Below are 23,541 nucleotides of genomic sequence, written 5' to 3'. Positions count from 1 at the left end.
CGACAACTGTATCGAACATAATTTGTATTAGCACTGCCACAAATTGATGAATAGAGCTGCGGCACAACGGGATTCAAACTGCATCTAGAGGCCATGAATCCCACTGCGGCGCAGTCGATTTCGGAGCATCGCGCGATCGGCAACTACCGTGATCTGCATCACACCCGCCCCAGGTGCGCCGCAGCGACGACAAGCCACGCCGCACGCACGCTCGTGCACGATCAGGCTCACCAACATGAGAACTTGGCCAAGTGGCCAAACTTTGTCACACTGGGGCGATCACAACCCCTGCGCCGGAAGCCGGCGCCTGAAGAACGAGGTGCCCGTTGTCCCCCGTGCGTCGCTGGTCCGCGCTCGCAGTGCTCGTGCTGCCCGTGCTGCTCATCAGCATCGACATGACCGTCCTCGGCATCGCCATCCCGGCGCTCAGCGCCGATCTGGACCCGACTTCCACACAGTTGTTGTGGATCATCGACCTGTACTCGTTCCTGCTGGCGGGGCTGCTGGTGCTCATGGGCAGCCTCGGCGACCGGATCGGGCGGCGGCGCCTGCTGCTCATCGGCGCACCGATCTTCGGGCTCGCCTCGGTGATGGCGGCGTTCGCAACAACCCCGGAGATGCTCATTGCCGCGCGCGCCCTGCTCGGCCTGGGTGGCGCCACCCTCATGCCCTCGACCCTGGGTCTGCTCCGCTCGATCTTCCCCGAGCGCGCGGAGCGGCGGATCGCCATCGCGATCTGGGCGGCGGCCTTCTCCGGCGGCGCAGCGGTCGGGCCGGTGCTCGGCGGCTTCCTCCTGGAGCACTTCTGGTGGGGCTCGGTGTTCCTCATCAACGCCCCGATCATGTTCGTCTTCCTCATCGCCTGCGCGCTGCTGGTCCCCGAGTCGAAGGACCCCAACCCGGGCGCGTTCGACGTGGCCTCGGCGCTGATGTCGATCGCGGGCCTGCTCGCCGTGGTCTACGCGCTGAAGACCGCCGTCAAGGAGCCCAGCCTGACCGTGGCCGTGGTCGCGCTGGCCGGAGCGACGATCCTGTGGCTGTTCGTGCGCCGTCAGCGCCGTCTGGCCAGCCCGATGATCGACGTGCGGCTCTTCTCCGAACCCGGCTTCTCCGGGGCGGTGACGACGAACGTCCTTGCGGTGTTCGCGCTGGTCGGGGCGATGTTCTTCCTCCCGCAGTACCTCATGCTCGTGCAGGGGATGAACCCTGCCCTCGCCGGATTGTGGCTGCTGCCGCTGGCCGTGTCGACGGTCGCCGGCGCCCTCGCCTCCCCCGTACTGGCGCGCAGGATTCCGGTCCGCGCGATCGTCGTCACAGGCCTCCTGCTCAGCGCCGCGGGTTTCGCCGTGGCGACGCGACTGGATGACGCGACCGGCATCACCACCTTCGCCGTCGCCTCCGTGCTGCTCGGGCTGGGCGTCGGCCTGGCCGAGACCCTCACCAACGACGTCATCCTGACCGCCGCTCCACCGGAGCGGGCCGGCGCCGCCTCCGCGATCTCGGAGACCGGGTACGAGTTCGGTGGGGCGATGGGCACCGCGGTGCTCGGCACCATCGGGCTCGCCGTCTACGCCCGCGGCCTGGGCGACATCCCCGGGCTCAACCCCGCGCAGCTGGAGCAGGCCCGCCAAACCCTCGGTGCCGCACACGAACTGGCCAACAGCCTGCCCGCAGGGATCGGAGACGTGCTGCGCCAGAGCGCGTCCGACGCCTTCGTCGCCGGCATGGACCTGACGATGACCGTCGGCGTCGTGGTGCTGACCCTCGCGGGCCTCGTCGCGGGTCGCTTCCTGCGGACGCGCGACGAGCTCCCGCCGACGGCGACCGACGTTGCACAGCCGAGCGTCGATGCCGTTGCGAGCGCCGACGTCGACACGAGTGCCGTTGTCGACACGACTGACGGCACTGAAGCGAATGCCAGTGCCGAGACGACTGCCGGTACCGCGACGCCCGCGGATGTCGAGGACGCCCAGCCCGCGGTCGCGGTGGGCAGCGTCGGCGCGCGCCGATGACCGGGCGGCCGCGGCGCAAGCAGGTACCGATGCAGCAGCGTCGGGCCGAGCTCGCCGACGCGGCGCTGCAGGTCATGCGCCGCGACGGCGCCTGGACGCTGACCACCCGCGCGGTGGCCAAGGAGGCCGGGGTGCCGCACGGGTCGGTGCACTACGCGTTCTCCTCCAAGGAGGCGATGCTGCAGGCCGTCGTCGCGGCCGACACCGAGCACGCGGTGAACTACTTCGCACAGGCTGGAGCCTCGGGGGGCAGCCCCGAGGAGGTGCTGTCGGCGGCCGTCAAGGCGTACACCGACGGCGTCAAGGCCGACCCGCAGACCGAGCTCGCGCTGCAGGAGGTGACGCTCATGGCGGCGCGCGATCCCGGCCTGCACGAGATCCTCGAGGAGTCCCACGTCGGCTACCAGTCGAGCGTCGAGCGTCTGCTCATCGACCTTGCCGAGCGCAGCGGAGGCGAGTGGGACGCCCCGGTCTCGGTCATCGCCCAACAACTGCTCGGCATGGTGTTCGGGGTGGCGATGAGTTGGCTGGTCATCCGGGACGACTCGATGCTCGACACCGTCTTGCAGGATGCCGCCCGGGCGACTGCGGCGCGGCTGCGCACCGCGCCGCAGTCATAGTCCCGGGCTGGCGGCCTGCGGCCGGGGGGCCTTAGGCGCCGGAGCCGACCATCTGCCGACCGGTCTCCAGGTAGGTCTTGAGGCCGGCGAGCACCCACGGCCAGCCGCCGCCACCCTGGGCTGCGTCGCCGGTGCCCTCGATGTCACGCGCCGTGTTCTGCGCGCCGGTGCAGTCGTGGGTCAGCGTCAGGCCGGTGAGCCCGCCCTCGTACTCGACGAGATCCCAGGTCAGGGTGGTCTCTTCCTGATGCCAGGCGGCGATCCACGTCTGCACGAGGCGGTGCGGCGGGTCGGCCTCGATGACCTTGCCGGTCACCGCGACGTCACCCATCCCCATCTCCTTCATCTCCGCGGTGGTGTCGCTGCGGTAGTCGCCGCCCGCGACCAGGTCGTAGAACACGTCGCCGCCGTAGCCGTACTTGGTGCTGAACTCCTTGCTCGTGATGGCGTCCCATACCTTCTGCGCGGGCGCCTCGATGTACACCCGGAACACCTGCAGCTCGGGGGCGTTGCGCTCACTGCCGTCGGTCATCGTGAGGATATCGGTGGTGCTCATGGTTCTTCCTCCAGCGCTCGTTTCAGGTCGGTCAGTGCCGTGACGTGGTGGTGCGTGAACTTGTCGATCCAGCGGTCGTGGATCAACCGGATGGGGACCGAGTTGAGGTAGTGCAGCTTCTCCCGTCCCTGCTTACGCGCGACGACCAGCCCGGCCTCCTCCAGGAGCTTGAGGTGCTTGGATACCCCGAACCGCGTCATCTGCGTGTGCTCGGCGACGACCTGCTCCAACTCACCGAGGGTGCGCCCGCCCCGCACGAACAGCGCGTCGAGAAGTCGACGGCGGGTCGTGTCGGCGAGGGCCTTGAACACCAGGTCGTCGTCCACGCTCACGACAATAGGTGACCAAAAGGTCACATGTCAATGGCCTGCGCTGAGCTTGGCCGACTCGGGTGCGCGCACGGTGCGGGCTTGCTCGACGAATCGGCAGAGGGCGTTGACGGCGCGCAGCTGTTCGGGGTTGCTGACGGGGGCGTCGAGCAGCATCGGGGAGCCGACGATGACGACGAGCGCCTTGGCCCGGCTGATCGCGACGTTGAGACGGTGCACGTCGTAGAGAAAGGTCACTCCGCGCGGCGCGAGCTCGGCGCTGGACGACGCCATCGAGTAGATGACGACGGGGGCCTGCCGACCTTGGAACTTGTCGACCGTCCCCGCCCGCACTCCCGGCGGCAGCACGTCGCGCAGTCGCGCAACCTGGGCGTTGAAGGGGGCGACGACCAAGACATCGGCCGGCGTCATCGGCGCGGTCTCGCCGCGGGCGTCGGTAAAGGTGCCGGTGAGCAGGGAGCGGGAGAGGTCGGCGACGACCCGCGCCTCGACCTCGCTGTCGGTGGTGCAGCCCTCATGCTCCACGGGCATCCACACGAGCCCCGATCCGCCGAGGGCCTCGGCGGAGGCGAGCGCGACGGCCGAAGCGGGTGCCAGGGCTTGGTCGGGCGCGCTGGTCGTGCTGGCGCCTGCCTTAGGGAGCGCGATTCGCTGGCGGTCGAGGCCGTCGGCGCCGAGCAGCCGCTCTTCGTAGGAGAGTTCGGAGACGAACCGAGTCAGGTCTGGGTGCATCCGGTAGGTGCGATCGAGGAAGATGCCGCGCTCGGGGGGCACGGTGTCGTGCAGCGTGCCGTCGACCGTCAGTAAGTGCTCGAGCGCGGACACTCCCCCGCCGTCGGGATGGGCCGCCTGGGTGGGCTGGGTCAGCTGCTGGGGGTCGCCGAGCAGCACGAGCCCGCGGGTGGCAGCCGGCGCGACCGCTACGGCGTTGGCCAGCGAGAACTGTCCCGCCTCGTCGATGACGAGCACGTCGACGGACTCGGCGAACTCTTCGCGCGCCCACAGCCAGGCGGTGCCGCCGACGAGGCGGATCTGCCCGTCGCCAAGCGCCGCGACGATCGCGGCGGAGTCCGGTTCGCCGCGCACCAACCCTTCGGGACCGGGTTCGTAGGCTGCTCGGCCGGCGTCACCGGCGGGGCCGGGTTCGTGGACTGCTCGGCCGGCGTCACCGGCGGGCCCGGCGCGCCCGGACGGCGCGGACGGATCCACGGCCGCACCGGGCCCAGCCGCGCCAGGCCCAGCTGCGCCCACCGTCGACATGGCACCCGAGGCGCGGCGAACGCGCGCGTCGCCGTCGGCCTCACCTTCTTCGCTTTCGTGTCCGTCGGCCTCGTCGAGCCGCACCACAGTCCCAGATCCGCCGCGGTCCGTCGAGACCTTGTGCCAGGCCGGCCGCTCGACGTCCGCCAGCAGATTGAGGATCACCGAGTGCGAGCCGGCGGTGACGCCGACCCGCAGGCCGTTGTCGAGCAGCGCGCGGATCAGCCGGGCCGCGGCCGTTGTCTTGCCGGTGCCGGGCGGCCCCTGGACCGCGAGCACCTGGCCGTCGAGGCTCTGCCCGACGCGCAGCACGACATCGGCGGCTGTCTCACCCGCTCGCCGAACCAGCTGCTCGGCCGGGGGCACCGTCTGCGCGAGTAGGGCGGTGCCGATCGTCGCTTCTCCCGCGAGCAGCGCCTGGCCGGTGCGTTGAATGGAGTCGCGCAGCGTCTGGTCGTTGATCGGCCCCGGCACCCCCGCGGCGCGGGCGGGCAGCGGGTCGAGCCGGGCGCCGCGCTTGAACTCCGCCCACCCCGCGACGGGATCGACAGCGACCAGCGTGCCGAGGCCAGCGAGGGTGTCGACGCACGGCAGCGAGTCGCCGCGGCGGCCCGAGTAGTCCTGCGGCGGCAGCGGGTACCGCCAGATCTTGGAGCCGGCCCGCCCACGCTTGTCAAGCACGTTGCCGACGTGCTCCGGCTCGCCGAGGTCGGCGAGCGCCTTGGGGTCGGCGACGAGCTCATCGGTGGTCAGCTGCCCGAACCGGAAGTACTCCCACCAGGCTGGCCGCTGTTCGCGGCGATGCCAGCCGACGCACGCCGCGGCCAGCGGGTGGCCCGCGTCCCGCAGCCGTTCGGCCAGTTGCTCCTCCGCCTGCTCCCGCTCGCTCGCCTGCTCCGCGCGTTCGGCCTCCCTACGCGCCCGCTCCGCGGCTTTGGGGTCGACGGGAACAGCGTCGACCGGCACCGCGGCGGCCGGCACGGGCTCGGCGGAGTCGGCGCCCGCGACCGCTGCGCCTTCGGCCGGCTCCCCTCCCCTGGTCCCCCCTCCCGTGGTCTCCCCTCCGGCTCGTGGCCCGGCCCGCCCAGCGCGCACGAGCTCATCGCGCCGCTCCTCCAGCCAGTCGTGCAGCGCGAGGGTCGAGAGCACGTCTTGCCGGTTGTATTCGGCGATCGCGTCGAGGATCTGTTGGTCTCGGGTGGACAGCCACCGCTCGTATTCGACGACGGAGCTGAGCGCGTCGGCGACCTCGCCGTCGGCGGCGGTGCGGGTGTGCTGCCAGTAGAACGCCTCGAGTTTCTTGATCGAGTACGAGCCCTTGCTGATCCGCAGACCCTGGCGCACGACGGCGTACAGGTCGACGAACACCTGCGCGCGCAGCAGCTCGTCGAGTTCGGCCTCGCGGGTGCCGTAGCGGGCGGTCATCCGCGCCAGCGCAGTGCGTTCGTACGGCGCGTAGTGGTAGATGTGCATGCCCGGGTTGGCTCGGTGGCGCGCCACGAGGTCGTCGAGTAGCCCCTCGACCAGCGCCTTCTCCTCTTCCGGGTCGTGCGCCCACCACGTAAAGAAGCGTTGGGAGCGGTCGAGCAGGCCGGCGAGGTATTCGATGCCTTCCCCGCCCGAGCCCCAGGGGTTGCCCTCGAAGTCGAGGTAGACGTCGTGCGGGTGGGGCGCCGGCAGCAGCCCGAGCCCCAGGTGCGGCTGCGGGTCGAGCAGCTCGTAGGTGGGCTCCCCGGTGGTGCGCTCGGTCAGTTGCAGGCGGGCCTGCTGCGTAACGCGGCGGGCGAGCCCGGGCGACAGCACCCCCACGAGGTCGGCCGGATCGGTCGTCGCGAGCTGGCTGAGGGTGACAACCCCCGCCTCCCGCAGTGCCGCCCGGTGATCACGGCGGATGCCGGCGACGAGGCCGACGTCATCGCCGCGCTCCCAACCCCCGGCGCAGTGACTCGCCCAGCGGCACTGCTTGCAGTGCGGATTCGGCGCCGCTTCCGTCGGCTGCTGATCCGCGACCGCAGCCTCGAGGCGCGCGGCGACTCGCCGCGCATACGCACCGACATCCCTTGGCGCCCAGGCGTTCTCCACCCCGTCACCAGTGACGACGATGAGCCGCTGCGGTGCCACCCCCTGCAACGTCTCCAGCCGCTGCGCGTAGGTGGCCATCTGCAGCAGGGCCGCGACGTTGAGCCGCCGGGCGAGCTTGGTGTCGGCAATGTCGTAGCGCCACGGCCCCAGCGCGCTGGGGTTGTCGGGAGTGTCGACGCGCAGCAGGAAATCGGCGTACCCGAGCCAGCCGGAGTCCGCCAGGCATGCCTGATAGACGACATCGGCGCCGGCCCGCATCGCCGCCAACGTCTGGGCGGCCGCCACCCCACCGAAGCCGTCGATCTGCTCGATGATCCGGCCTTCGCCGCGCAGCCGCTCGAGGTAGACACGCTCGTGCGCGAGCCCCTTGGTGAACACCAGGTCGAGCGCGTCGTCGGGCGCGTCAGGGATCGGCGAGTCGAGCGCGGGCTGCGGGTCGAGGTCGCCCAGGTCCAGCGTCGTGATGTGCGGGCAGGCCACATGCTTGGTCAGGTCGGTGGCGCTGAGCACGATTCGCCCCTCGACACGTCTCACGATCGCCTCCCTGACCCGCTCTGCATCGTCTGCCGCCCCCTCTCCGGGCGCGACGCGATCATCGTGTCATCGACGTCCGACAACATTCGGGAGGCCCTGGGGCGCCGCTCATTTCGAGCGTCAGTCGAGCGGCATCGACCAGTCGCGATGTGACGAGCCCTGGCAGGTCGCGCTGGGCTGGGCCGGGCAGGTCGCGAAGGATCGCCCCAGTCACGTCGCGACGGGCGCAGGCCCGGCCACTCGCGCCAGCGGCCCGACCACGGCGGTCACAGCGGCGATCGTCACGAGGGCGCCGAGCAGCAGGGCCGCGCTCTCCCCCGGCGCCAACACGCCCAGGTTGGTACCCAGGGTCGCCGCCGCGACCGGCACCCCGAGTTGCGCGCTCGTGGCGACCGCGACGGGCCACGGCTGACCGGTCAGCGCGGGCACGGCGTGCAGTCCGACGGCCGCCCCGCCCAAAGTCAGTCCGAGGAGGATCGTGGAGGGGTGTGCAGCCAGGTCACGCAGGTTGAGCGAGGCTCCGAGCCAGACGAAGAAGATCGGCCCGAAGAAGCCCTCGGTGAGCCCGAAGACCTGGTTGGACAGCCGCCGCGGAGGGCCGACGGCCGAGTAGGCCAGGCCCATCGTGAAGCCGGCGAGCATGATCGAGACGTGCCCGGCGGTGGCGAGCGCGGCGAGGCCGAAGAGGATCGTCAGTGACACCCGCAGCTCAAGCGCCAGCCCGCGTTCCTCCGAGAGCTGATGCACGGCCCGGCGCCGGCCCGTGACTTCCACCCATCGCATGACGACGTAGACGAGGAGGGCGGCGGCAATGACGGCCAGGCCGCCGATGGCCGCCCGGGCGGCGTTCGCCGGGTCGATGGCCAGCGGCAGCAGCACGATGCAGACGGCGTCGGCGACGGCCAACTGCGGCAGCATGGCGACGATCGCCGGGGCGATCTGCGGCAGCCCGGCCATCGCGGGCATGACGATCGAGGCCGACGAGGAGGTCAGCAAGACGGCGTAGAGCAGCCCGTGTCCAGTGCCGAAGAGGTGCGCCAACCCGAGCCCGACCGGCACGGAGAGCGCGCCGATGAGCAGCGCCCGCAGGAGTCCGATCAGCGCGCCGGCACGCAGCGCCGGATCGCGCATCGGCACGTGCGTGCCGGCGAGGAACATGACCAGGCCGAAGCCGATGTCGGCGAGGAAGGCGAACGTCGGATCGTGTGGGTCGAGCATTCGTAGCCCGGTGGTGCCCAGCGCCAGCCCGACGGCGAGTTCGCCGATGACGACCGGCACCCGGATCCCGCGCGAGAGCGAGAGCAGCGGCCCGAGGATCGCCACCAGACAGATGAGGGCGAGCTGGGCGAACGTCACGCCACTCACCTCCCGCCCGGGCATCGACCGCGCACCGATTATGCGCCCAGAAGTCTGTGTGAACAGCAAAAGCCCGATGGCGGACAATGCGACGTATGGGCAAGCCGTACACGATCTCCCCCTCGATGACGATCGACGCCCCGGCGAAGGCGGTCCGGGCGCACATCAGGGACTTCCGCCGCTGGGTCGACTGGTCCCCGTGGGAAGGCCTGGACCCCGATCTGCAGCGCACCTACTCCGGCAAGTCCGCAGGCGCGGGGTCGAAGTACGCGTGGGAGGGCAACAAGAAGGCCGGGGCGGGCACGATGCAGATCCTGCGTGACGAGCCCGACCGAGTCGAGGTCGCGTTGGAGTTCAGCCGGCCGTTCCAGGCGCAGAACACCGTCGAGTTCCTGCTGACACCCGTCGACGACAGCACTCGCGTCGATTGGGTCATGCACGGCGAACTCAACGCGTTCATGCGGTTGTTCTCGCTGGTCAAGAGCATGGACTCGCTCATGGGCCCCGACCTGGAGCGAGGCCTGACCCAGCTCAAGCAGCTCGCCGAGGCGCCCACGGCGAGCTGACCTGTCCGGCCACTCGCCTAGAGTCGCGACGTGAGTGCCGGGAGGATCGACGATGTGCGTCACGCGCGGCGCGTCCTGTGCTTCGGGGCGACCGGTTCGGGCAAGTCGACACTGGCGGCAGCGCTCGCCGATCGCCTCGACCTCCCGCTCGTTCTTGTCGACGACCTGTGTTGGGAGCCGGGCTGGGTGCAGCCCCCGCGGGCCGAACTCGACGCCCGTGTGTTGCCCGCCCTTGATGAGCCCGCCTACGTCATCGACTCCGTCTACGGCTTTCACAACGTCTGCGCGCTCGAGCGCGTCGACGTCGTCGTCGGTCTCGACTACCCGCGTGCCACCTCGATGAGGCGCTTGCTTGCACGCACGGCCGGCCGCATCCTCACCCGCGAGCTCGTGTGCAACGGGAATGTCGAGACGCTGCGGCGGGCGCTATCGCGCGACTCGATCATGGCCTGGCACGTCAAGTCCTGGGCCTCGAAGCGCGCACGGATGCGCACCTGGCACGCCGATCCCAGCGCGCCGCCCACGGTGCTGTTGCGCCGGCCCCGTGACGCCGACGCCCTGCTCGCCAGCCTGGGCTGAAGAGAGCGAAACGCCCGGTCGAATCGCAGGTGTCTCGACCGGGCGCCCGCGGGGCAGCTGTCGCTCAGCGGGCCTCCGCCTCGTCGACCGTCACATCCGCGGTACGTGACTCGTGCAGGCGGGCCTCCCACGCCTCCTGCACCTTCGGGTCGGTGGGGCGGCTGAACAGGGAGACTGCGACGAAGGCGATCGCCGACCCGATGAGGCCGTAGTAGATCGGCTCGTTCGCCAGAACACCGTGCGCGACCATCCCGACGAGCACGCCGATGGTGCCGACGACCATCGAGGCGACCGCACCGGCTCCGGTACCGCGCTTCCACAGCAAGCCGCCGAGGATCGAGACCAGGAGCCCGCCGACGAGGATGTTGTAGGCGATCGTCAAGGCCGCGACGACATCGTCGACGAACACCGTGATGAGGATGGCGACGGTACCCAGCACCGCGACGAACACCCGCTCGACGTTCGAGGCCGCGTCGTCGTCCCGCGGGGCGCGCCGGCCGAACAGCGGCAGGATGTCGACGCGCGTCACGGTCGCGCACGCGATGAGCGCACCGGAGGCGGTCGACATCATCGCTGCGACACCGGCCGCCATGACGACGCCGCCGATACCGACGGGTAGCACCTGGTCGGCCAGGGCCACGAAGACCTGGTCGCGCATCTCGATGCCGGGCAGCAGCGCCGCCGCGGCCATCCCCACGAGCGCCCCCGCGATGCCGTAGATGATGACGTACACGCCGGCCGCCACGCCGCCCCACCGGGCGACCTCGTCGGAGCGCGCGGTGAACACCCGCTGCCAGATGTCCTGACCGATGAGCAGGCCGAACGTGAAGATGATGAACTGCGTGATGACCCACTCGCCCCCGCGGGAGCCGAAGTCGAAGTACGACGCGTCGAGGCGGGCCTGCAGCCCGGCCCAGCCGCCGGCCTGCGCCAGCGAGAACGGCAGCATGAGCAGGATGATCCCGATCGTCATGAGGGCGAACTGCACCATGTCGGTGAGGGTGATCGACCACATGCCGCCGATGGTCGAGTAGATGAGCACGACGATGCCCCCGAGCAGCACCCCGACCAGCCGGTCGACCCCAAAGAGCACTGTGAAGATCGCGGCGTAGGCCGAGGTCGAGGTGACGACGAGCATGAGCGTGTACACGGCCATGACGATCGAGGAGACTCGCGTCGCCGAGAAGCCGTAGCGCAGCGTGAGCATCTGGGTGACGGTGAAGATCTTCAGCCGCTGGATGCGGCCGGCGAACAGCAGGCTGAGCAATACGACGCCGACCCCGATGGACACCACGAGCCAGATGCCGCCGAGACCGAACTCGTACCCCAGCCCGACGCCGCCCACGGTCGAGGCGCTGCCGAGCACGAGCGCCGACATCGTGCCGGTGTAGAAGACCGGCCCGAGGCGACGGCCGGCGACGAGGTAGTCGGCGGCCGTGGAGGTGCGAGTTTTGCCCCACCAGCCGAAGGCCAACATGGCCACGAGGTACAGGACGATGATCGAGACGTTCAACATGCGAACAGCCCTTCCCGGTGGAGCCTGCGACGCTGCAGGAGGAGGTGGTGAGGCAACAAATGTTGCACTAGAGTAATCACCGACGCAAGGGGCCACCCCCGTCGATCCGCGTCGATCGACGGCTGCCCGCGACCGCCGCGCACGAGGAGGTGCCCGTGAAGTCGATCAAGTCGCTGCCCGTGCAGCAGAGTGCCCCCGAGCCCGCCATCGGGATCCGCCTGCGCTTGGCCCGGCAGAACCAGCGCCTCACCGTCGAAGAACTCGCCGAGGCAACCGGCGTCTCCAAGGGCTACATCAGCCGGGTCGAACGCGACCTGACGATGCCCTCGATCCCCAACCTCCTGCTCCTGTGCCAGGCGCTGCGCATCGACGTGGCCGAGGTCTTCGCCACCACGCCCGTGCAGCTCATGCGGCTCGCCGACGCCCCGACCGTCGACCTCGGCGGCACCGGCATCGAGGAGCGTCTGGTCACGCCGGTGCACGAACGCCGGCTGCAGATCCTGCGCTCCACCGTGGCGCCCGGTGGGCACAGCGAGGCCGAACCCTACGGAGTCGACTCCGACCTCGAAGCGGTGCACGTCATCTCCGGACAGTTCGCGCTCGAGGTCGACGGCACGGAGTACGTGTTGCACGCCGGCGATACCCTCACCTTTCCCGGCCAGTCTCCGCACCGCTGGCACAATCCCGCCGATGAGCCCGCCGTCGTCCTGTGGGCCCTCGCCGGCTGACGTCGCCCCGACAACCACATCACACACAAAGGAGTGCAGATGACCAGCCCCACACCCCCCTCCTCGCCGGCGCGGATCGTCGACGGTGGCCACGTCGGTCCGGTCGACGCCGCGCAGACCCCGCGCTGGGCCGGGCTGGGCACGTTCGCCCGCCTGCCGCGCCTCGATGAGGTCGAGCGCGCGGATGTCGTCGTGGCCGGCATCCCCTTCGACTCCGGCGTCTCGTATCGGCCCGGCGCGCGCTTCGGGCCGAACCACGTGCGCGAATCCTCGCGGCTGTTGCGTCCGTTCAACCCGGCGCAGGGCGTCTCACCGTTCGCGCAGGTGCAGGTCGCTGACGCCGGAGATATCGTCGCCAACCCCTTCGACATCGTCGCTGCGATGGAGGCGGTGCACGCGGGCGCCGCTGCTCTGACCCAGGGGGGCACGCGGCTTGTGGCCATCGGCGGCGACCACACGATCGCCCTGCCGCTGCTGCGCAACGCCCACGACCAGCACGGGCCCGTCGCGCTGCTGCACTTCGATGCCCACCTCGACACCTGGGACACGTACTTCGGCGCGGAGTACACGCACGGCACCCCCTTCCGGCGCGCGTTCGAGGAGGGGCTGCTCGACACCGACGCGCTGAGCCACGTCGGTACCCGCGGGCCTCTGTACGGCACCGCCGATCTCGACGACGACGAGCGTTTCGGCTTCGGGATCGTCACGAGCGCCGACATCTACCGCCTCGGGGTCGACGCCGTCGTCGCGCTGCTGCGCGAGCGGGTCGGGCAGCGCCCCCTCTACGTCTCGATCGACATCGACGTGCTCGACCCGGCCCACGCGCCGGGCACCGGAACCCCGGAGGCGGGCGGTATGACGAGCCGCGAACTGTTGGAGATCCTGCGCGGGCTGCGGGGCCTGAACCTCGTGGGTGCCGATGTCGTCGAGGTCGCGCCCGCCTACGACCACGCCGAGCTCACCGGTGTTGCCGCAGCTCACGTCGTCTACGACCTCATCAGCCTGCTCGCGCTCGGTGGAGGCTCCGAACCCGGCGGACCGGTCTATGGCCACAGCCGCCCGACGTACGGAAAGGACTGAGCATGGCGCGCAACGGTGGCGACCTGGTCGTCGAGACGCTCACCGCGCTGGGCGCCGGCACGGTCTTCGGGATTCCCGGGCAGCACGCTCTCGGGCTGTTCGATGCGCTGTCACGTTCGGAGCTGTCCTTCGTGTCGTCACGAGTGGAGAACAACGCGGCCTTCGCGGCCGACGGCTTCGCGCGGGCGACCGGCAAGGTGGCCGTGCTCTTCCTCTCGACCGGGCCCGGTGCGCTGACGGCCCTGGCCGGGCTGGAGGAGGCGTACGCGACGGGCGTGCCGATCGTCGTCGTCTCGAGCCAGATCCCGCGAGCCGGCCTCGGTGGCCGGCGCAAGGGAATGCTGCATCAGCTCGACGAGCAGCGCGCGGCGGCTGCGCAGGTGACCAAGTGGCAGCGCACGGTGTTCGACGCCTCCAGCATCGCCCCGGCGATCGCCGACGCATGGGCGCAGGCCGTGACCGCGCCGGCCGGGCCGGTGTGGGTCGAGGTGCCGCAAGACGTGCTCCTGGAGGAGGTCGAGGTGCCGGCGTCGACGCCGGCTCTCGTCGCTCGACCGGTTGAGCCAGCCCCGGAGCTCGTCGCCGAGGCCGCGCGCCTGCTGACCGGCGCCGACCGGGTGGCCATCGTCGCCGGCGGCGGAGTGCGCCGCGCGGGAGCGGAGGCGGCCTTGATCGGTGTTGCCGAGGCGCTCGGGGCGCCCGTCGCGTGCTCGCCCGGCGGGCACGGGGCATTTCCGTGGACGCATCCGCTGTCGCTGCAGTCGTGGGTGGAAGACCGGCACGTCACGCGCGTGCTCGAGGAGGCGGACGTGCTCCTCGTGCTCGGCTCGGCCCTGGGTCAGGTGACGTCGAACTACTTCACGCTGGCTCCGCGAGGCCGGGTGGTGCAGGTCGACGCGGACGAGCGCGTGCTCGGCTCGAACCACACTGTTCTTGGCATTCGCGCCGACGCCGGGGAGTTCTTGCGGGCGCTTGCATCGCTGCTGCCGTCGGATCGCCCGAACTCCGCCGGGCAGGCCCTGGCCGCGCAGACGCTGGCCCAGGTCGAGGCCCGACTCGACGCCCAGGACCTGCGCCACGAGCGAGCCTTCCTCGACCGGATCCGCGCCGCCGTCCCCGACGACATGCAGACCTTCTGGGACATGACGATCGCGGCGTACTGGGCCTGGAGCTGCTGGGACTCCCGCGGCGGCGAGTTCCACTCCGGGCAAGGCGCCGGCGGGCTGGGCTTCGCCTATCCGGCGGCGATCGGCGGCTCCCTCGGCCTGCGTGACCAAGGTCGCCCGGAGCGGGTGCTGGCGGTAGCCGGAGACGGATCGGCGATGTACTCGATCGCCGAACTCGCCACGGCCCGTCAGCACGACGCGGCGGTGACCTGGCTCATCGTCGACGACGGCGGCTACGGCATCCTGCGCGAATACATGCAGGACGCCTTCGGCGCGGCCACGCACACCGAGCTGACCCGCCCCGACTTCGCCGCCCTCGCCGCAACCTTCGGCATCCCGGCCGTCACGGTCGCCCCCGAGGACGTCGAGGAGGCCCTGCGCGACGCGCTCGCCGCCACCGGCCCGAACGTCGTCGTCGTCCCCACTCTCCTGCGGATGTTCGCGCCCACCCACCTCGACGCTTAACGGGGGCCGGGGCCAGAGCCGCGGTCAGGCGGGAGAATGCCGGAATGACGATGCGCAGCGCCGGGCTCCTGCCCTTCCGCCGTTCCGCGGACGGCGAGTTGGAGGTGTTCATCGCGCACATGGGCGGCCCATTCTGGGCGCGTAAGGACGCGCGCGCCTGGAGCATCGTCAAGGGTGAGGTCGAGGCGGGCGAAGACGAGCGCGTCGCGGCAGCGCGCGAATTCGCTGAGGAGATCGGCTGCCCCGCGCCGACCGGGCCATGGCGCGACCTCGGCGAGATTCGACAGAAGGGCGGCAAAGTCGTGCGCGCCTTCACCGTCTGCGCCCCCGAGCTCGCGTTCGTGGCCAGCAATCAGGTCGAGATGGAGTGGCCGCGCGGCTCGGGGCGACAGATTCGCTTCGGCGAGGTCGATCGCGCGGAATGGATGACGTCGGAGGTGGCCCGCGGCCGCCTTGTCGCAGGGCAGGTGCCGTTGCTCGACCGTCTCGTCGACATCGAAGGCACCGGCGAGTGACCGACGCGGGTGCTCCTGCTGGACTGCCACGTTGACCGACGGGCCACGCAGCGACCGCGCACTGGCCACAGTGTGAACAATGGCGCGGCGAGTTCGGTTCTCTCTCCTAAGATTCCGGCCATGCCAGCGCCTCTGCGCCCCCTCGCGGCCACCCTCACCGCGGCGCTCCTCTCCGTCGGTTCTCTCGTGTCGGCCACCCCCGCTTCGGCGGCTCCGGCACCCACCCGCTCCGCCGCCAGCGCGGCCACCACCACCGCGGCCACCAGCACCGCGGCCACCAGCACCGCTGCCGCCGCCTCGGCGAGCGCGCCGACGGCGGCCACCGCTCGTAAGGCCTTCCGCGGCAAGACTCAGCACGGCAGCTTCACGTCCCGCTACTGGCCGGGCCGCACGGTGCACTGGCGCGCCGCCGTGCCGGTGGGTGTGCCCAAGGGCACGGTGATCGTGCTGCACGGCATGTCGGACTACGGCGATAAGGCCTTCGACGGGCTCGATCTGCGGGCGCAGGCGCGGCGCACCGGCATGGCTATCGTCACGGTCGACGGCGGCGACCACTTCTGGACCAACCACGGCAACGTCGACACCGGGCGGATGGTCACCGGCGACCTGGTCAACGCCCTGCGCACGCGCGGACTGCCGGTCGATCGCTATGCGCTGAGCGGGTATTCGATGGGCGGCACGGGTGCCATGCTCATCGCCCAACGGGTGGGCTCCAAGCGGGTCTTCGCTGTCGCGCCCATGTCGGCCGCAGTGTGGCAGGGCGGCAAGTCCGGCGTCGAAGCTCACGCCCAGAGCGCCGTTCGCCGCCAGGCCGCCCGGCTGCGCGGCATCCCGACGCGGATCGTGTGCGGCACCGGCGACTCCCTCCTCGACGTCAACCGCTCGATGGCCCGCCTCGTGCCGCACGCGAGCACCTCCTGGACGGCCGGCGCGCACGACTTCGACTACTGGCGGCCGGTTTTCGCCCAGCAGCTCAACTGGATCGTCAAGCAGACTCCGCGGTCCTGAGGGCTGGGGGCCGGCAGAGCCTGACCGCCGACGCCCCCGGCCTGCCCTCAGCGCGTCGCGCGCGGGACGATGTCGATCGAGCGCAGGACGATAGCCGAACCGGCACCGGCCTCCAGTTGCACCGACGCCAGACGCCGCGGTGTGCCCGGTCGCTGCCAGCCACGCACCCGATCGAGCGTGACCTGCAGGGTGCCCACCTGGTAGCTGCCGTTGGTGTTCGCCGTCGCCCGGTTGGCCAGCGCGGGATGGCGTGGATTGAGGTTCATCGCGAAGGCGGCGCCCCGGGTGTCGCGCACGACGAGTCGCAGCGGTGTGCCGGGGTTCGTCTTCCCGCGGTCCCCCGTAGGGCTGATCTGCAGGCGCACGCTGTCAGCGTTGGCGGCTGCTGCGGGGACGGCCCACCGCGCGGTGCCCGACCGCTTGAACTCCAGCCGGCGCAACGGCATCTCGTAGGTCATCACGGTCCCGAGGTCGGCCTCGGGGCAGTAGCCCGACCCGACGTCGCTGGGCTGCATCGGCGGGCGGAAATTGCACACCGTGGAGGTGACGCCGCGGCTGACGACCGGTCGTTCGGCGCGGCTGCCGGCGAGCAGGCTCACCCGGCCGGGAGCGTTGCTGACCGCCAGGAAGCGGCCCGGCAGCCCCAGGATCCGGCTCGGCAACGCCTGATCTGCGCGGATCGGCCAGGCGGAGGCGCGGCCCCGCACCGTCGTGTCGAGCCATGAGCCGGCGACCTCGCCGAACATGCGCTCGTGCTCCGCGGCCGTGGGACAGCCGCGTTCGCAGTCGGTGCGGTCGTCGATCTTGGCCGCGCTGAGCGCCCGGTTCAGGTAGTTGTGCCCGTAGCCGGGAACGGTCAGCACCATGGCGGCGCTGCGCCGCGGTGCGGTGATCCAGTAGGCGAGGAACTCCGCGCTGTCGGTGCCGGTGTCTTGGTCGTGGTCGCCCATGATCGACAGGTACGGCACGTCGGGATGCGGTGGGCCCCAGCGGCCCGACGGGCTGCTGCGGGCCAGGTCGTAGGTCGGTCCGTAGGCCAGAATCGTGGAGATCGGGTGGGTGCCCCCGGCCCACGCGCGGGCCATCCGGTCGCCGACGAGCCCAGACCGGGAGTGGGCGATGAGCGCCGGTCGGCTCGCGTCGACGGCCTTGGCGTCGACCCCTAGGGCACCGCCGCCGGCCGTGATCGCGGTCATCATGCGCTCGAAGACCGCCTGCACCGCGGCCTCCTGGCTATACGGCTTTGACGTACTGGCCGGGATGTAGACGGGGGCGAGGTCGGGCACCAGGACTGCGTAGCCGCGCCGGGCCAGCTGGTCTGCCAGCCACTGCATGCCGCGGTCGTAGCGTCGCGAGGTCGCCCCGCGGGGCAGGGGAACTCCTCGGCGTCGTTGGAGCACGCGGGGCTACGCAGGTGCCCGATCAGCACGAGCGGCACCTTGCCGCGGACCATGCCCGGCTTGGGCAGCGCCAGCACGCCGCGGACCGGGGCGCGATAGCCGCCCGGCAGGTCGAGGTTGCCCAGGTCGAAGTCGCTGACGGCCACCAGATGGTCGCCGGTCACCTTCGGAGCCGGGATCGGCCGGTTGCCCGGGGCACGCGGCCCGGGTTCTGGTTCGGCCTGGGGCGTGGTCGGCGAGGGGGATGGTGTGGGATCGGCGGACGAGAGCGTTGTCCCGGCGGCCGCCTGGCTGTGCGCCCAGGCCCCGGTCGGGGCCAGCGGCGCGGCGGTGCAGGCGAGCGCGACCGCGATGGCTGCGCCGAGCAGGCGTGGGCGACGGTGCATTGTCGTTACCTCCGAACCGGGGTCAGCCGCAGGTGCTCCGACGCACGTGCGCTGTCCATGGTCCCTATACGACCACCTCGCAGAGCCGCTGAGCCCACCCCCGCCCACATTTCCCGAGAGTCATACTTTCGGGCGAACTTGCGAGAAATCGCTCTGCATGTCGCCGGGAACTGTGCATGTCGGCGGGGGTTTGGGCGCGGCCCGGATGCGGTGGGAGGCTTGGGCCAGAGCCCCGTCGGGCTCCCGGACGAGCGGCGCCGTACCCGGTCAGCGACAAGACGGCGACCTTGGGAGTCACCATGGCGTGGATCGTTCTTGTCATCAGCGGCGTACTCGAGGCCGTCTGGGCCGTGTCGCTCGGCCGGTCGGAGGGTTTCACTCGCCTCACCCCGACCGTCGTCTTCGGCGTCGCGCTCGCCGCGTCGATGGCCGGCCTGGCCTACGCGATGCGCACGCTGCCCACCGGCACGGCCTACGCCGTGTGGGTCGGGATCGGCGCGAGCCTGACGGTCGCCTTCTCCATGGCCGTCGGCGACGAGCCGGCCTCGCTGCTCAAGGTGCTGCTCATTCTCGGGATCGTCGGCTGCGTCATCGGCCTCAAGCTGACCCACTGACGAGCCCGGCGCTCCCAGGCTGGTGGTGCGGGTCAGGCTTGGTGGGGTTCGCCGGCGTAGGTGCCGATGGACCAGAGGTTGCCCTCGGGGTCGCGGAGGCCGAATTCGCGGGAGCCGTAGTCCGTGTCCTCCAGCGGGCGGATGATGTCGGCGCCGGCGGCCTGCGCCCGGGCGTAGACGGTGTCGAGATCGTCGGTGACGAGGTAGACGCCGGCTGTGCCGGGCTCGCGGCACCACGGGTTGTCCGGCTTGTACGAGCCGAACATGATGCCTCCGCCGCCCGGCCAGTCGAGCTGGGCGTGCACGATCTCCGCTCCCTCTCCCTCCCCATCGCGGTAGGCGACGTTCTCGACGAAGCCGAGCGCGTCGACGAGGAAGGTCAAGAGCGCTTGAGGGTCGTGGGCCTGGAAGGCCGGGTAGACGCGGGTGTGGCTGGGCTGGGTGCTGTTCATGAGGTCCAGTCTTCGCGAGAGAGGTGGCCGCCGACTTGGATGTTTCGGCGCTCCTGCTCGAGCCACACGCTGGGTGGCACTCCGAGGAAGCCGCGGAACTCACGGGAGAGGTGTGATTGGTCGGCGTAGCCGCAGTCGGCGGCGACTCCGGCCAGGCTGGGGGTGCGGCGGGCTCGGACGGCGGCGGCGAGCCGGGTCGTCGCGTGTTCGAAGCGCAGGAGTCGGGCGGCGGCCTTGGGGCCCACGCCGAACTCGGCGCGGAACGCGTCGCGGAACTGGCGGGGTGACAGGGCCGCGTGCGCCGCGAGCGTGTCCATGCTGATCGCGCCGCGCCGGGCCGTGAGTAGCCGCCACGCGCCCGCGATCTCCCGGCGCGGCCCGCCACGGGCGACTCCGACCGCCCGGTCGGCGCGGGCCAGGCGCCCTTCGAACGCCTCGGTGATCGCGTCGAATCTCCCCTCCCACGTGGGCGTCTCCCCGACGCGCTGCCACAGCCGGCCGCCCCAGGCGCCGGGATCGAACGCCTGCGTCATCGACGCCGAGATCTGCCCCGCGGGCACGCCGAAGAGGGCGCGGGCGGCGAGGGGGTCGAGCGCGATCTGCACGCCCGCCTCGTGGCTGGGCCGCACGACATGGGTCGCCTGCTCCTGCAGCCCGGCGACGAGCACGTCGAGGCCGAGGGCCCGTCCCGCGCTCAGCTCTTCCGCGGTGTCAGCGACCCTCACGGGCCCGTCGAGGCTGAGGATGACGGTGAGCGTCGCGCTCGGCACCCCGAGGTGCACTCCCTGCGTCTGCCCGCTCGAGGCGTAGCCGACGAGGCGCACCCCGCCCGGCAGCCGGGTCGCGTCGCCGACCACGAACTCCTGCCGCGGCTCGCTCACCTTGTCAGTGTGCCCAGCGGCGCCCGTGTTCGCCGCCCCACGAACGCCGTCCGGTGGCTCAGTAGCTGAAGGTCGTGGCGCCCTCGTCGCCGATCCACTCCCACAGTTGCACCGTGCCGCCCTTGCGCGCGTTGTCGACGAAGGACTCGGGGTCCAGACCCTTGGCGTCGACGCAGACGCCGCAGACGATGAAGGTGCCGCCGGCCGCGGCGTAGCGCGACATGAGCGCGTCTAGCGGCGGGCAGCCGTCGCAGGCGACCGCGCGGGCGAAACCGGCGACGGCCAGCCGCACGGCCTCCTTGGTGAGGAACACCAATGTCGGGCGCCCCGACTCCGCCGCCCCGACGGCGACGAGCAGAGCGACGGTGACGCGCTCGCTGTCCTCGAGTCCTGTCGTCAGGCTGATCGCTGCCTTGCCCATGATGACCTCCGGGTCACGCCTGGCTACTATGCCAACATTTCTGTGTGATCGAGCATAGGCGTGAGGTCCGCGGGGCGCGAGTCGAGCAGCCCCGCCCAGCCCGGAGCCATTCCAAGCGCGGGATTCTCATTACGGCACATTCCCTGGCGACGGCATGACCGAGAGCGCCCGTCACCGAGGGCTACCGGCCAGGGGACAGCCCGGTCAGACCGGCCCGACGAACACGTCGAAGAGGTGCCCCTCGGGATCCACCATGACCCGCACATTCTGCTGCGGCTGGTAGTCCGCCTCTCGGGCGCCGACGGCCACGGCCCAGGCGACGCCGTGGTCCAGGTCGGCCACGGCGATGTCCAGATGCGCGTGCACCTGCTGCTGACCGGGCTGCGCAGGCCACGTCGGCGGGACGAGTTCCGGCTCGTGCTGGAAGGACAGGCCAGCTCCTCCGCCCTCCGGGCGCACCATCACCCAGCCGGGCTGATCCTCAATGACCCGCCACCCCAACAGGCGAGCGTAGAAGGCGCCCAAAGCCCGCGGGTCCCGGGCACCCAGCACCGTCGCGGACAGCCGGGTCCCAGGCCTCTGCTGCGGCGCCGGGTTCATGACGTCGCGCGCGTGACGGTCGAGTCGGTGGTGTGGCCGAGTTCGTGGCGCAGGGCGGCCTCGAGGTGGGGGAAGCGGAAGAGGTGGCCGATCTCCTGCAGTCGGGCGGGGACGACGCGTTGGCTGGCGGCGGCGACCTCGCGGACGCCTTCGTCGCCGAGGATGAGCTTCGGGCCGAACTCCGGCGTCGGCAGGATCGCCGGCCGGCGCATGACGCGCCCCATCGTGCGGGCCCAGTCGCGCTGGCGTTCCGGGTGGGGGGCGACGGCGTTGACGGGTCCCTCGATCCGGTCGTCGACGATCGCGCGGTAGAAGATGTCGATGAGGTCGTCGAGGGCGATCCACGAGAGCCACTGCTCGCCGCCGGCCATCGGGCCGCCGAGCCCCGCCGCGAACAGCGGGCGTTGCAGCGCCATCGCCCCGCCGCGCGCGGACTGCACGATGCCGGTGCGCACGCTGACGTTGCGGCCGGCGGCCTGGCGGGCGTCGGCCTCCCAGGCCTCGACGACGTCGGCGAGGAATCCGTCTCCGCGGCTGGCGAACTCGTCGAGTTGCTCGTCGCCCCGGTCGGCGCCGTAGAAGCCGATCGCCGAGGCGCTGATGAACGGCATCCCGCCGGCGACCCGGGCCAGTCGCGCGGTCGGGCCGACCCGCGAGTCCCGCACGGCCGCGCGATGTTTGTCGGTGAAGCGTCCGGCGATGGGCGCTCCGGCGAGGTGCACGACGGCGTCGAGGCCCGCCAGCAGGTCCGGAGCCGGATCGGCCGGGTTCCACTGTCGCTCATCGCTGCTGCGCGGCGACGAGCGGACGAGGCGCACGACGCGGTGGCCGCCGGTGCTCAGCAGCGCGGCAAGGGCGGTGCCGACGAGCCCGGAGGCGCCCGTGATGCCGATGGTCAGCGGGTCGGGCGCCAACTCACGCATGTCGGCGTGCACGGCGAAGTCCCCGTGCAGTTGGCGATGTCGGTAGGCGACCATCTGGCGCAGCGCAGAGCCGGGCACGGGCGTCTCGATGCGGTCGATGACGCGGGTCCGCTCCCCCTGGCCGGCGCTGGCGGGGACCCGCTCGAAGTCATGCACGTGCCGCCACGGCATCCGCTGGCCCAACAGTGGAACCTCGCCGTCGTCGACGAAGCGGTAGGGCGGGTTGTAGTCGGCGGCGACGTGCCGGCTCGTCCACGGCACGGCCCGGGCCAGTTTCAGCTCGGCGACGCCGTCGGCCAGCGAGCGGGACTCCTGCGCGACGTCCATCGGCGCCCACGGGGCGAGTAGCCGCCGGATCGCGCCCGGCCGCTCGTGCCAGGCGAAGACGTCCTCGATGGGAGCGTCGAGCACGGTGGCGGATTCGATGGCCATGGGTCACCTCCGGTCGCCGTCCGCATCGATGAAGGGACGGATACTCCCGAATCCTCGCAGGTCTGCCTCGCCGCCGCCCGATGCCGATGCCGATGCCGATGCCGCTGCCGATGCCGATGGTGCGCTAGGCGCGCCGGGCAGGATGTTGCTCGCGCTGCCTAGCGCTCCAGGCCGAGGCCCGCGCCCGCCCGGCGCCTGCCCCGCGCCGCTAGGCGAGCCGGGCAGCATGTTGCGCGCTCTGCCTAGCACCCCCAGGCCGCGACCCACGCCCACCCGGCGCCGAGCCTGCGCTGCCAGGTGCGCCGGGCAGCATGTTGCGCGCGCCACCTAGCACCCCAGGCCGAGACCCGCGCCCACCCGGCGCCGAGCCTGCGCTGCCAGGTGCGCCGGGCAGCATGTTGCGCGCGCTACCTAGCACCCCAGGCCGCGGCTAGCGCGACAGCTCAGCTGAAGACGAGGAGCCCGGCAATGACGAGCATCGTGACGCCGACGACGACGTCGATGATCTGCCAGGTGCGCGGGTGCGAGAGCTTCGGCGCGAGGGCCCGGGCGCCGAGGCCGAGGCCGCTGAACCACACGAGGCTCGCGACCATGGCTCCGGCGGCGAACCACCAGCGCCCCACGTTGCCGTGCTGGTTGGCGATGCTGCCGAGCATCAGGACCGTGTCGAGGTAGACGTGCGGGTTGAGCCACGTGAGCGCGACGGCGGTGAGCGCGACCGACCCGGCCGCCGCACCGCCTCCAGCCCGCAGGCCCTGGGAGTGGCGGGCGTTGCGCAGACTGCGCAGGCCGAACCACACGAGATAGGCGGCGCCGCCGTAGCGCAGCACGTCGAGGGCCGCGGGGTGCAGGCGGCTGACGAAGCCGATGCCCGCCACGCCGACCGCGATGAGCACGGCGTCGCTGATCGCACAGATCGCTATGACGATGCCGACGTGCTCGCGACGCAGCCCCTGGCGCAGGACGAAGGCGTTCTGCGCGCCGATAGCGATGATCAGCGAGGCGCCGGTAAGGAAGCCGGTGATGACGGAGGCCGCGTAGGTGAGCACAGCCCTCACGC

At 71.3% G+C, this 23,541-nt stretch carries 22 protein-coding genes and 1 riboswitch; of the genes, 10 read left to right on the top strand and 12 right to left on the bottom strand.

Annotated features, from left to right (window positions below):
• Positions 1 to 335 precede the first annotated feature (335 nt).
• Together KILIM_RS05215 and KILIM_RS05210 are read left to right on the top strand one after the other, a co-directional pair.
• A complete protein-coding gene (locus KILIM_RS05215) occupies positions 336 to 2,012 on the top strand; it encodes an MFS transporter (protein WP_255247610.1) in 1,677 nt (558 codons plus the stop codon).
• A 29-nt stretch (positions 2,013 to 2,041) separates the two neighbouring features.
• Positions 2,042 to 2,632, top strand: a complete 591-nt coding sequence (locus tag KILIM_RS05210) for a TetR/AcrR family transcriptional regulator (RefSeq protein WP_006591591.1) — start codon at positions 2,042 to 2,044, stop codon at positions 2,630 to 2,632.
• Positions 2,633 to 2,663: 31 nt separating this feature from the next.
• Here KILIM_RS05210 and KILIM_RS05205 read toward each other — a convergent pair whose 3' ends face one another.
• The 4 genes from KILIM_RS05205 to KILIM_RS05190 form a co-directional block, all read right to left on the bottom strand.
• Positions 2,664 to 3,188 (bottom strand): SRPBCC domain-containing protein, encoded by a 525-nt coding sequence (locus KILIM_RS05205; RefSeq protein ID WP_006591590.1) that lies wholly within the window; start codon positions 3,186 to 3,188, stop codon positions 2,664 to 2,666.
• The gene (locus KILIM_RS05200) at positions 3,185 to 3,514 is read right to left on the bottom strand and encodes an ArsR/SmtB family transcription factor (protein ID WP_040562313.1); all 330 of its coding nucleotides are present in this window, start codon (positions 3,512 to 3,514) and stop codon (positions 3,185 to 3,187) included. The genes KILIM_RS05205 and KILIM_RS05200 overlap by 4 nt, the downstream gene beginning before the upstream one ends.
• A gap of 33 nt (positions 3,515 to 3,547) precedes the next feature.
• A complete protein-coding gene (locus KILIM_RS24460) occupies positions 3,548 to 7,393 on the bottom strand; it encodes a TM0106 family RecB-like putative nuclease (protein WP_006591588.1) in 3,846 nt (1,281 codons plus the stop codon).
• Positions 7,394 to 7,603: 210 nt separating this feature from the next.
• The gene (locus KILIM_RS05190) at positions 7,604 to 8,749 is read right to left on the bottom strand and encodes a cation:proton antiporter (protein WP_006591587.1); all 1,146 of its coding nucleotides are present in this window, start codon (positions 8,747 to 8,749) and stop codon (positions 7,604 to 7,606) included.
• Between the two features lie 95 nt (positions 8,750 to 8,844).
• Here KILIM_RS05190 and KILIM_RS05185 point away from each other — a divergent pair, with 95 nt between their 5' ends.
• Both KILIM_RS05185 and KILIM_RS05180 read left to right on the top strand, forming a co-directional pair.
• Positions 8,845 to 9,315, top strand: a complete 471-nt coding sequence (locus KILIM_RS05185; protein WP_040562265.1) for an SRPBCC family protein — start codon at positions 8,845 to 8,847, stop codon at positions 9,313 to 9,315.
• Positions 9,316 to 9,345: 30 nt separating this feature from the next.
• Positions 9,346 to 9,894 carry a P-loop NTPase family protein gene (locus KILIM_RS05180; RefSeq protein WP_217997054.1) on the top strand — a complete coding sequence of 183 codons (549 nt, stop codon included), beginning with the start codon at positions 9,346 to 9,348 and terminating at the stop codon, positions 9,892 to 9,894.
• A gap of 64 nt (positions 9,895 to 9,958) precedes the next feature.
• Here the strand turns inward: KILIM_RS05180 and KILIM_RS05175 are convergent, their stop codons facing one another.
• Positions 9,959 to 11,410, bottom strand: a complete 1,452-nt coding sequence (locus KILIM_RS05175) for a sodium:solute symporter family protein (protein WP_006591584.1) — start codon at positions 11,408 to 11,410, stop codon at positions 9,959 to 9,961.
• 155 nt (positions 11,411 to 11,565) lie between these two features.
• On the opposite strand from KILIM_RS05175, the gene KILIM_RS05170 reads away from it, so the two are divergent.
• The 5 genes from KILIM_RS05170 (at position 11,566) to KILIM_RS05150 (ending at position 16,372) form a co-directional block, all read left to right on the top strand.
• Positions 11,566 to 12,138 carry a helix-turn-helix domain-containing protein gene (locus KILIM_RS05170; RefSeq protein WP_006591583.1) on the top strand — a complete coding sequence of 191 codons (573 nt, stop codon included), beginning with the start codon at positions 11,566 to 11,568 and terminating at the stop codon, positions 12,136 to 12,138.
• Between the two features lie 39 nt (positions 12,139 to 12,177).
• A complete protein-coding gene (gene speB, locus KILIM_RS05165) occupies positions 12,178 to 13,218 on the top strand; it encodes an agmatinase (protein ID WP_006591582.1) in 1,041 nt (346 codons plus the stop codon).
• 2 nt (positions 13,219 to 13,220) lie between these two features.
• Entirely contained in the window at positions 13,221 to 14,849 is a 1,629-nt protein-coding gene (locus KILIM_RS05160; protein ID WP_006591581.1) for a thiamine pyrophosphate-binding protein, read from the top strand.
• Between the two features lie 44 nt (positions 14,850 to 14,893).
• Positions 14,894 to 15,364, top strand: coding sequence for an NUDIX hydrolase (locus tag KILIM_RS05155; protein WP_006591580.1), 471 nt, complete (start codon positions 14,894 to 14,896; stop codon positions 15,362 to 15,364).
• Between the two features lie 120 nt (positions 15,365 to 15,484).
• Positions 15,485 to 16,372 (top strand): alpha/beta hydrolase-fold protein, encoded by an 888-nt coding sequence (locus KILIM_RS05150; RefSeq protein ID WP_006591579.1) that lies wholly within the window; start codon positions 15,485 to 15,487, stop codon positions 16,370 to 16,372.
• A 47-nt stretch (positions 16,373 to 16,419) separates the two neighbouring features.
• Here the strand turns inward: KILIM_RS05150 and KILIM_RS05145 are convergent, their stop codons facing one another.
• Positions 16,420 to 17,706: an alpha/beta hydrolase gene (locus KILIM_RS05145; protein WP_006591578.1), complete on the bottom strand. Its 1,287-nt coding sequence runs from the start codon at positions 17,704 to 17,706 to the stop codon at positions 16,420 to 16,422.
• A gap of 676 nt (positions 17,707 to 18,382) precedes the next feature.
• A riboswitch (guanidine-III (ykkC-III) riboswitch) is annotated at positions 18,383 to 18,446 on the top strand.
• 11 nt (positions 18,447 to 18,457) lie between these two features.
• Here KILIM_RS05145 and KILIM_RS05140 point away from each other — a divergent pair.
• The gene (locus tag KILIM_RS05140; protein WP_006591577.1) at positions 18,458 to 18,772 is read left to right on the top strand and encodes a DMT family transporter; all 315 of its coding nucleotides are present in this window, start codon (positions 18,458 to 18,460) and stop codon (positions 18,770 to 18,772) included.
• A 32-nt stretch (positions 18,773 to 18,804) separates the two neighbouring features.
• Here the strand turns inward: KILIM_RS05140 and KILIM_RS05135 are convergent, their stop codons facing one another.
• From KILIM_RS05135 to KILIM_RS05110, 6 genes are all read right to left on the bottom strand, one after another.
• Positions 18,805 to 19,224 (bottom strand): VOC family protein, encoded by a 420-nt coding sequence (locus KILIM_RS05135; protein ID WP_006591576.1) that lies wholly within the window; start codon positions 19,222 to 19,224, stop codon positions 18,805 to 18,807.
• Positions 19,221 to 20,105, bottom strand: coding sequence for an AraC family transcriptional regulator (locus KILIM_RS05130; RefSeq protein WP_040562264.1), 885 nt, complete (start codon positions 20,103 to 20,105; stop codon positions 19,221 to 19,223). The genes KILIM_RS05135 and KILIM_RS05130 overlap by 4 nt, the downstream gene beginning before the upstream one ends.
• Positions 20,106 to 20,163: 58 nt before the next feature.
• Positions 20,164 to 20,526, bottom strand: coding sequence for a DsrE family protein (locus KILIM_RS05125; protein WP_006591574.1), 363 nt, complete (start codon positions 20,524 to 20,526; stop codon positions 20,164 to 20,166).
• Between the two features lie 204 nt (positions 20,527 to 20,730).
• The gene (locus KILIM_RS05120) at positions 20,731 to 21,126 is read right to left on the bottom strand and encodes a VOC family protein (RefSeq protein WP_006591573.1); all 396 of its coding nucleotides are present in this window, start codon (positions 21,124 to 21,126) and stop codon (positions 20,731 to 20,733) included.
• Positions 21,123 to 22,481 (bottom strand): TIGR01777 family oxidoreductase, encoded by a 1,359-nt coding sequence (locus tag KILIM_RS05115; RefSeq protein ID WP_006591572.1) that lies wholly within the window; start codon positions 22,479 to 22,481, stop codon positions 21,123 to 21,125. The genes KILIM_RS05120 and KILIM_RS05115 overlap by 4 nt, the downstream gene beginning before the upstream one ends.
• Positions 22,482 to 22,924: 443 nt before the next feature.
• Positions 22,925 to 23,539, bottom strand: a complete 615-nt coding sequence (locus KILIM_RS05110; RefSeq protein ID WP_006591571.1) for a LysE/ArgO family amino acid transporter — start codon at positions 23,537 to 23,539, stop codon at positions 22,925 to 22,927.
• Between the last annotated feature and the right edge of the window lie 2 nt (positions 23,540 to 23,541).

Origin of the sequence: Kineosphaera limosa NBRC 100340 (assembly GCF_000298215.1) — a bacterium.
GTDB classification, from domain to species: Bacteria; Actinomycetota; Actinomycetes; order Actinomycetales; family Dermatophilaceae; genus Kineosphaera; species Kineosphaera limosa.
This window is presented reverse-complemented; position numbering and strand designations above follow the sequence as displayed.

Excerpts from the sequence above, each read along its gene's own strand:
- KILIM_RS05210 (WP_006591591.1), top strand. The coding sequence starts at position 2,042 with ATGCAGCAGCGTCGGGCCGAGCTCGCCGACGCGGCGCTGCAGGTCATG.
- KILIM_RS05205 (WP_006591590.1), bottom strand. The coding sequence starts at position 3,188 with ATGAGCACCACCGATATCCTCACGATGACCGACGGCAGTGAGCGCAAC.
- KILIM_RS05185 (WP_040562265.1), top strand. The coding sequence starts at position 8,845 with ATGGGCAAGCCGTACACGATCTCCCCCTCGATGACGATCGACGCCCCG.
- KILIM_RS05175 (WP_006591584.1), bottom strand. The coding sequence starts at position 11,410 with ATGTTGAACGTCTCGATCATCGTCCTGTACCTCGTGGCCATGTTGGCC.
- speB (WP_006591582.1), top strand. The coding sequence starts at position 12,178 with ATGACCAGCCCCACACCCCCCTCCTCGCCGGCGCGGATCGTCGACGGT.
- KILIM_RS05160 (WP_006591581.1), top strand. The coding sequence starts at position 13,221 with ATGGCGCGCAACGGTGGCGACCTGGTCGTCGAGACGCTCACCGCGCTG.
- KILIM_RS05155 (WP_006591580.1), top strand. The coding sequence starts at position 14,894 with ATGACGATGCGCAGCGCCGGGCTCCTGCCCTTCCGCCGTTCCGCGGAC.
- KILIM_RS05150 (WP_006591579.1), top strand. The coding sequence starts at position 15,485 with ATGCCAGCGCCTCTGCGCCCCCTCGCGGCCACCCTCACCGCGGCGCTC.
- KILIM_RS05145 (WP_006591578.1), bottom strand. The coding sequence starts at position 17,706 with ATGCAGTGGCTGGCAGACCAGCTGGCCCGGCGCGGCTACGCAGTCCTG.
- KILIM_RS05140 (WP_006591577.1), top strand. The coding sequence starts at position 18,458 with ATGGCGTGGATCGTTCTTGTCATCAGCGGCGTACTCGAGGCCGTCTGG.
- KILIM_RS05135 (WP_006591576.1), bottom strand. The coding sequence starts at position 19,224 with ATGAACAGCACCCAGCCCAGCCACACCCGCGTCTACCCGGCCTTCCAG.
- KILIM_RS05125 (WP_006591574.1), bottom strand. The coding sequence starts at position 20,526 with ATGGGCAAGGCAGCGATCAGCCTGACGACAGGACTCGAGGACAGCGAG.
- KILIM_RS05120 (WP_006591573.1), bottom strand. The coding sequence starts at position 21,126 with ATGAACCCGGCGCCGCAGCAGAGGCCTGGGACCCGGCTGTCCGCGACG.
- KILIM_RS05115 (WP_006591572.1), bottom strand. The coding sequence starts at position 22,481 with ATGGCCATCGAATCCGCCACCGTGCTCGACGCTCCCATCGAGGACGTC.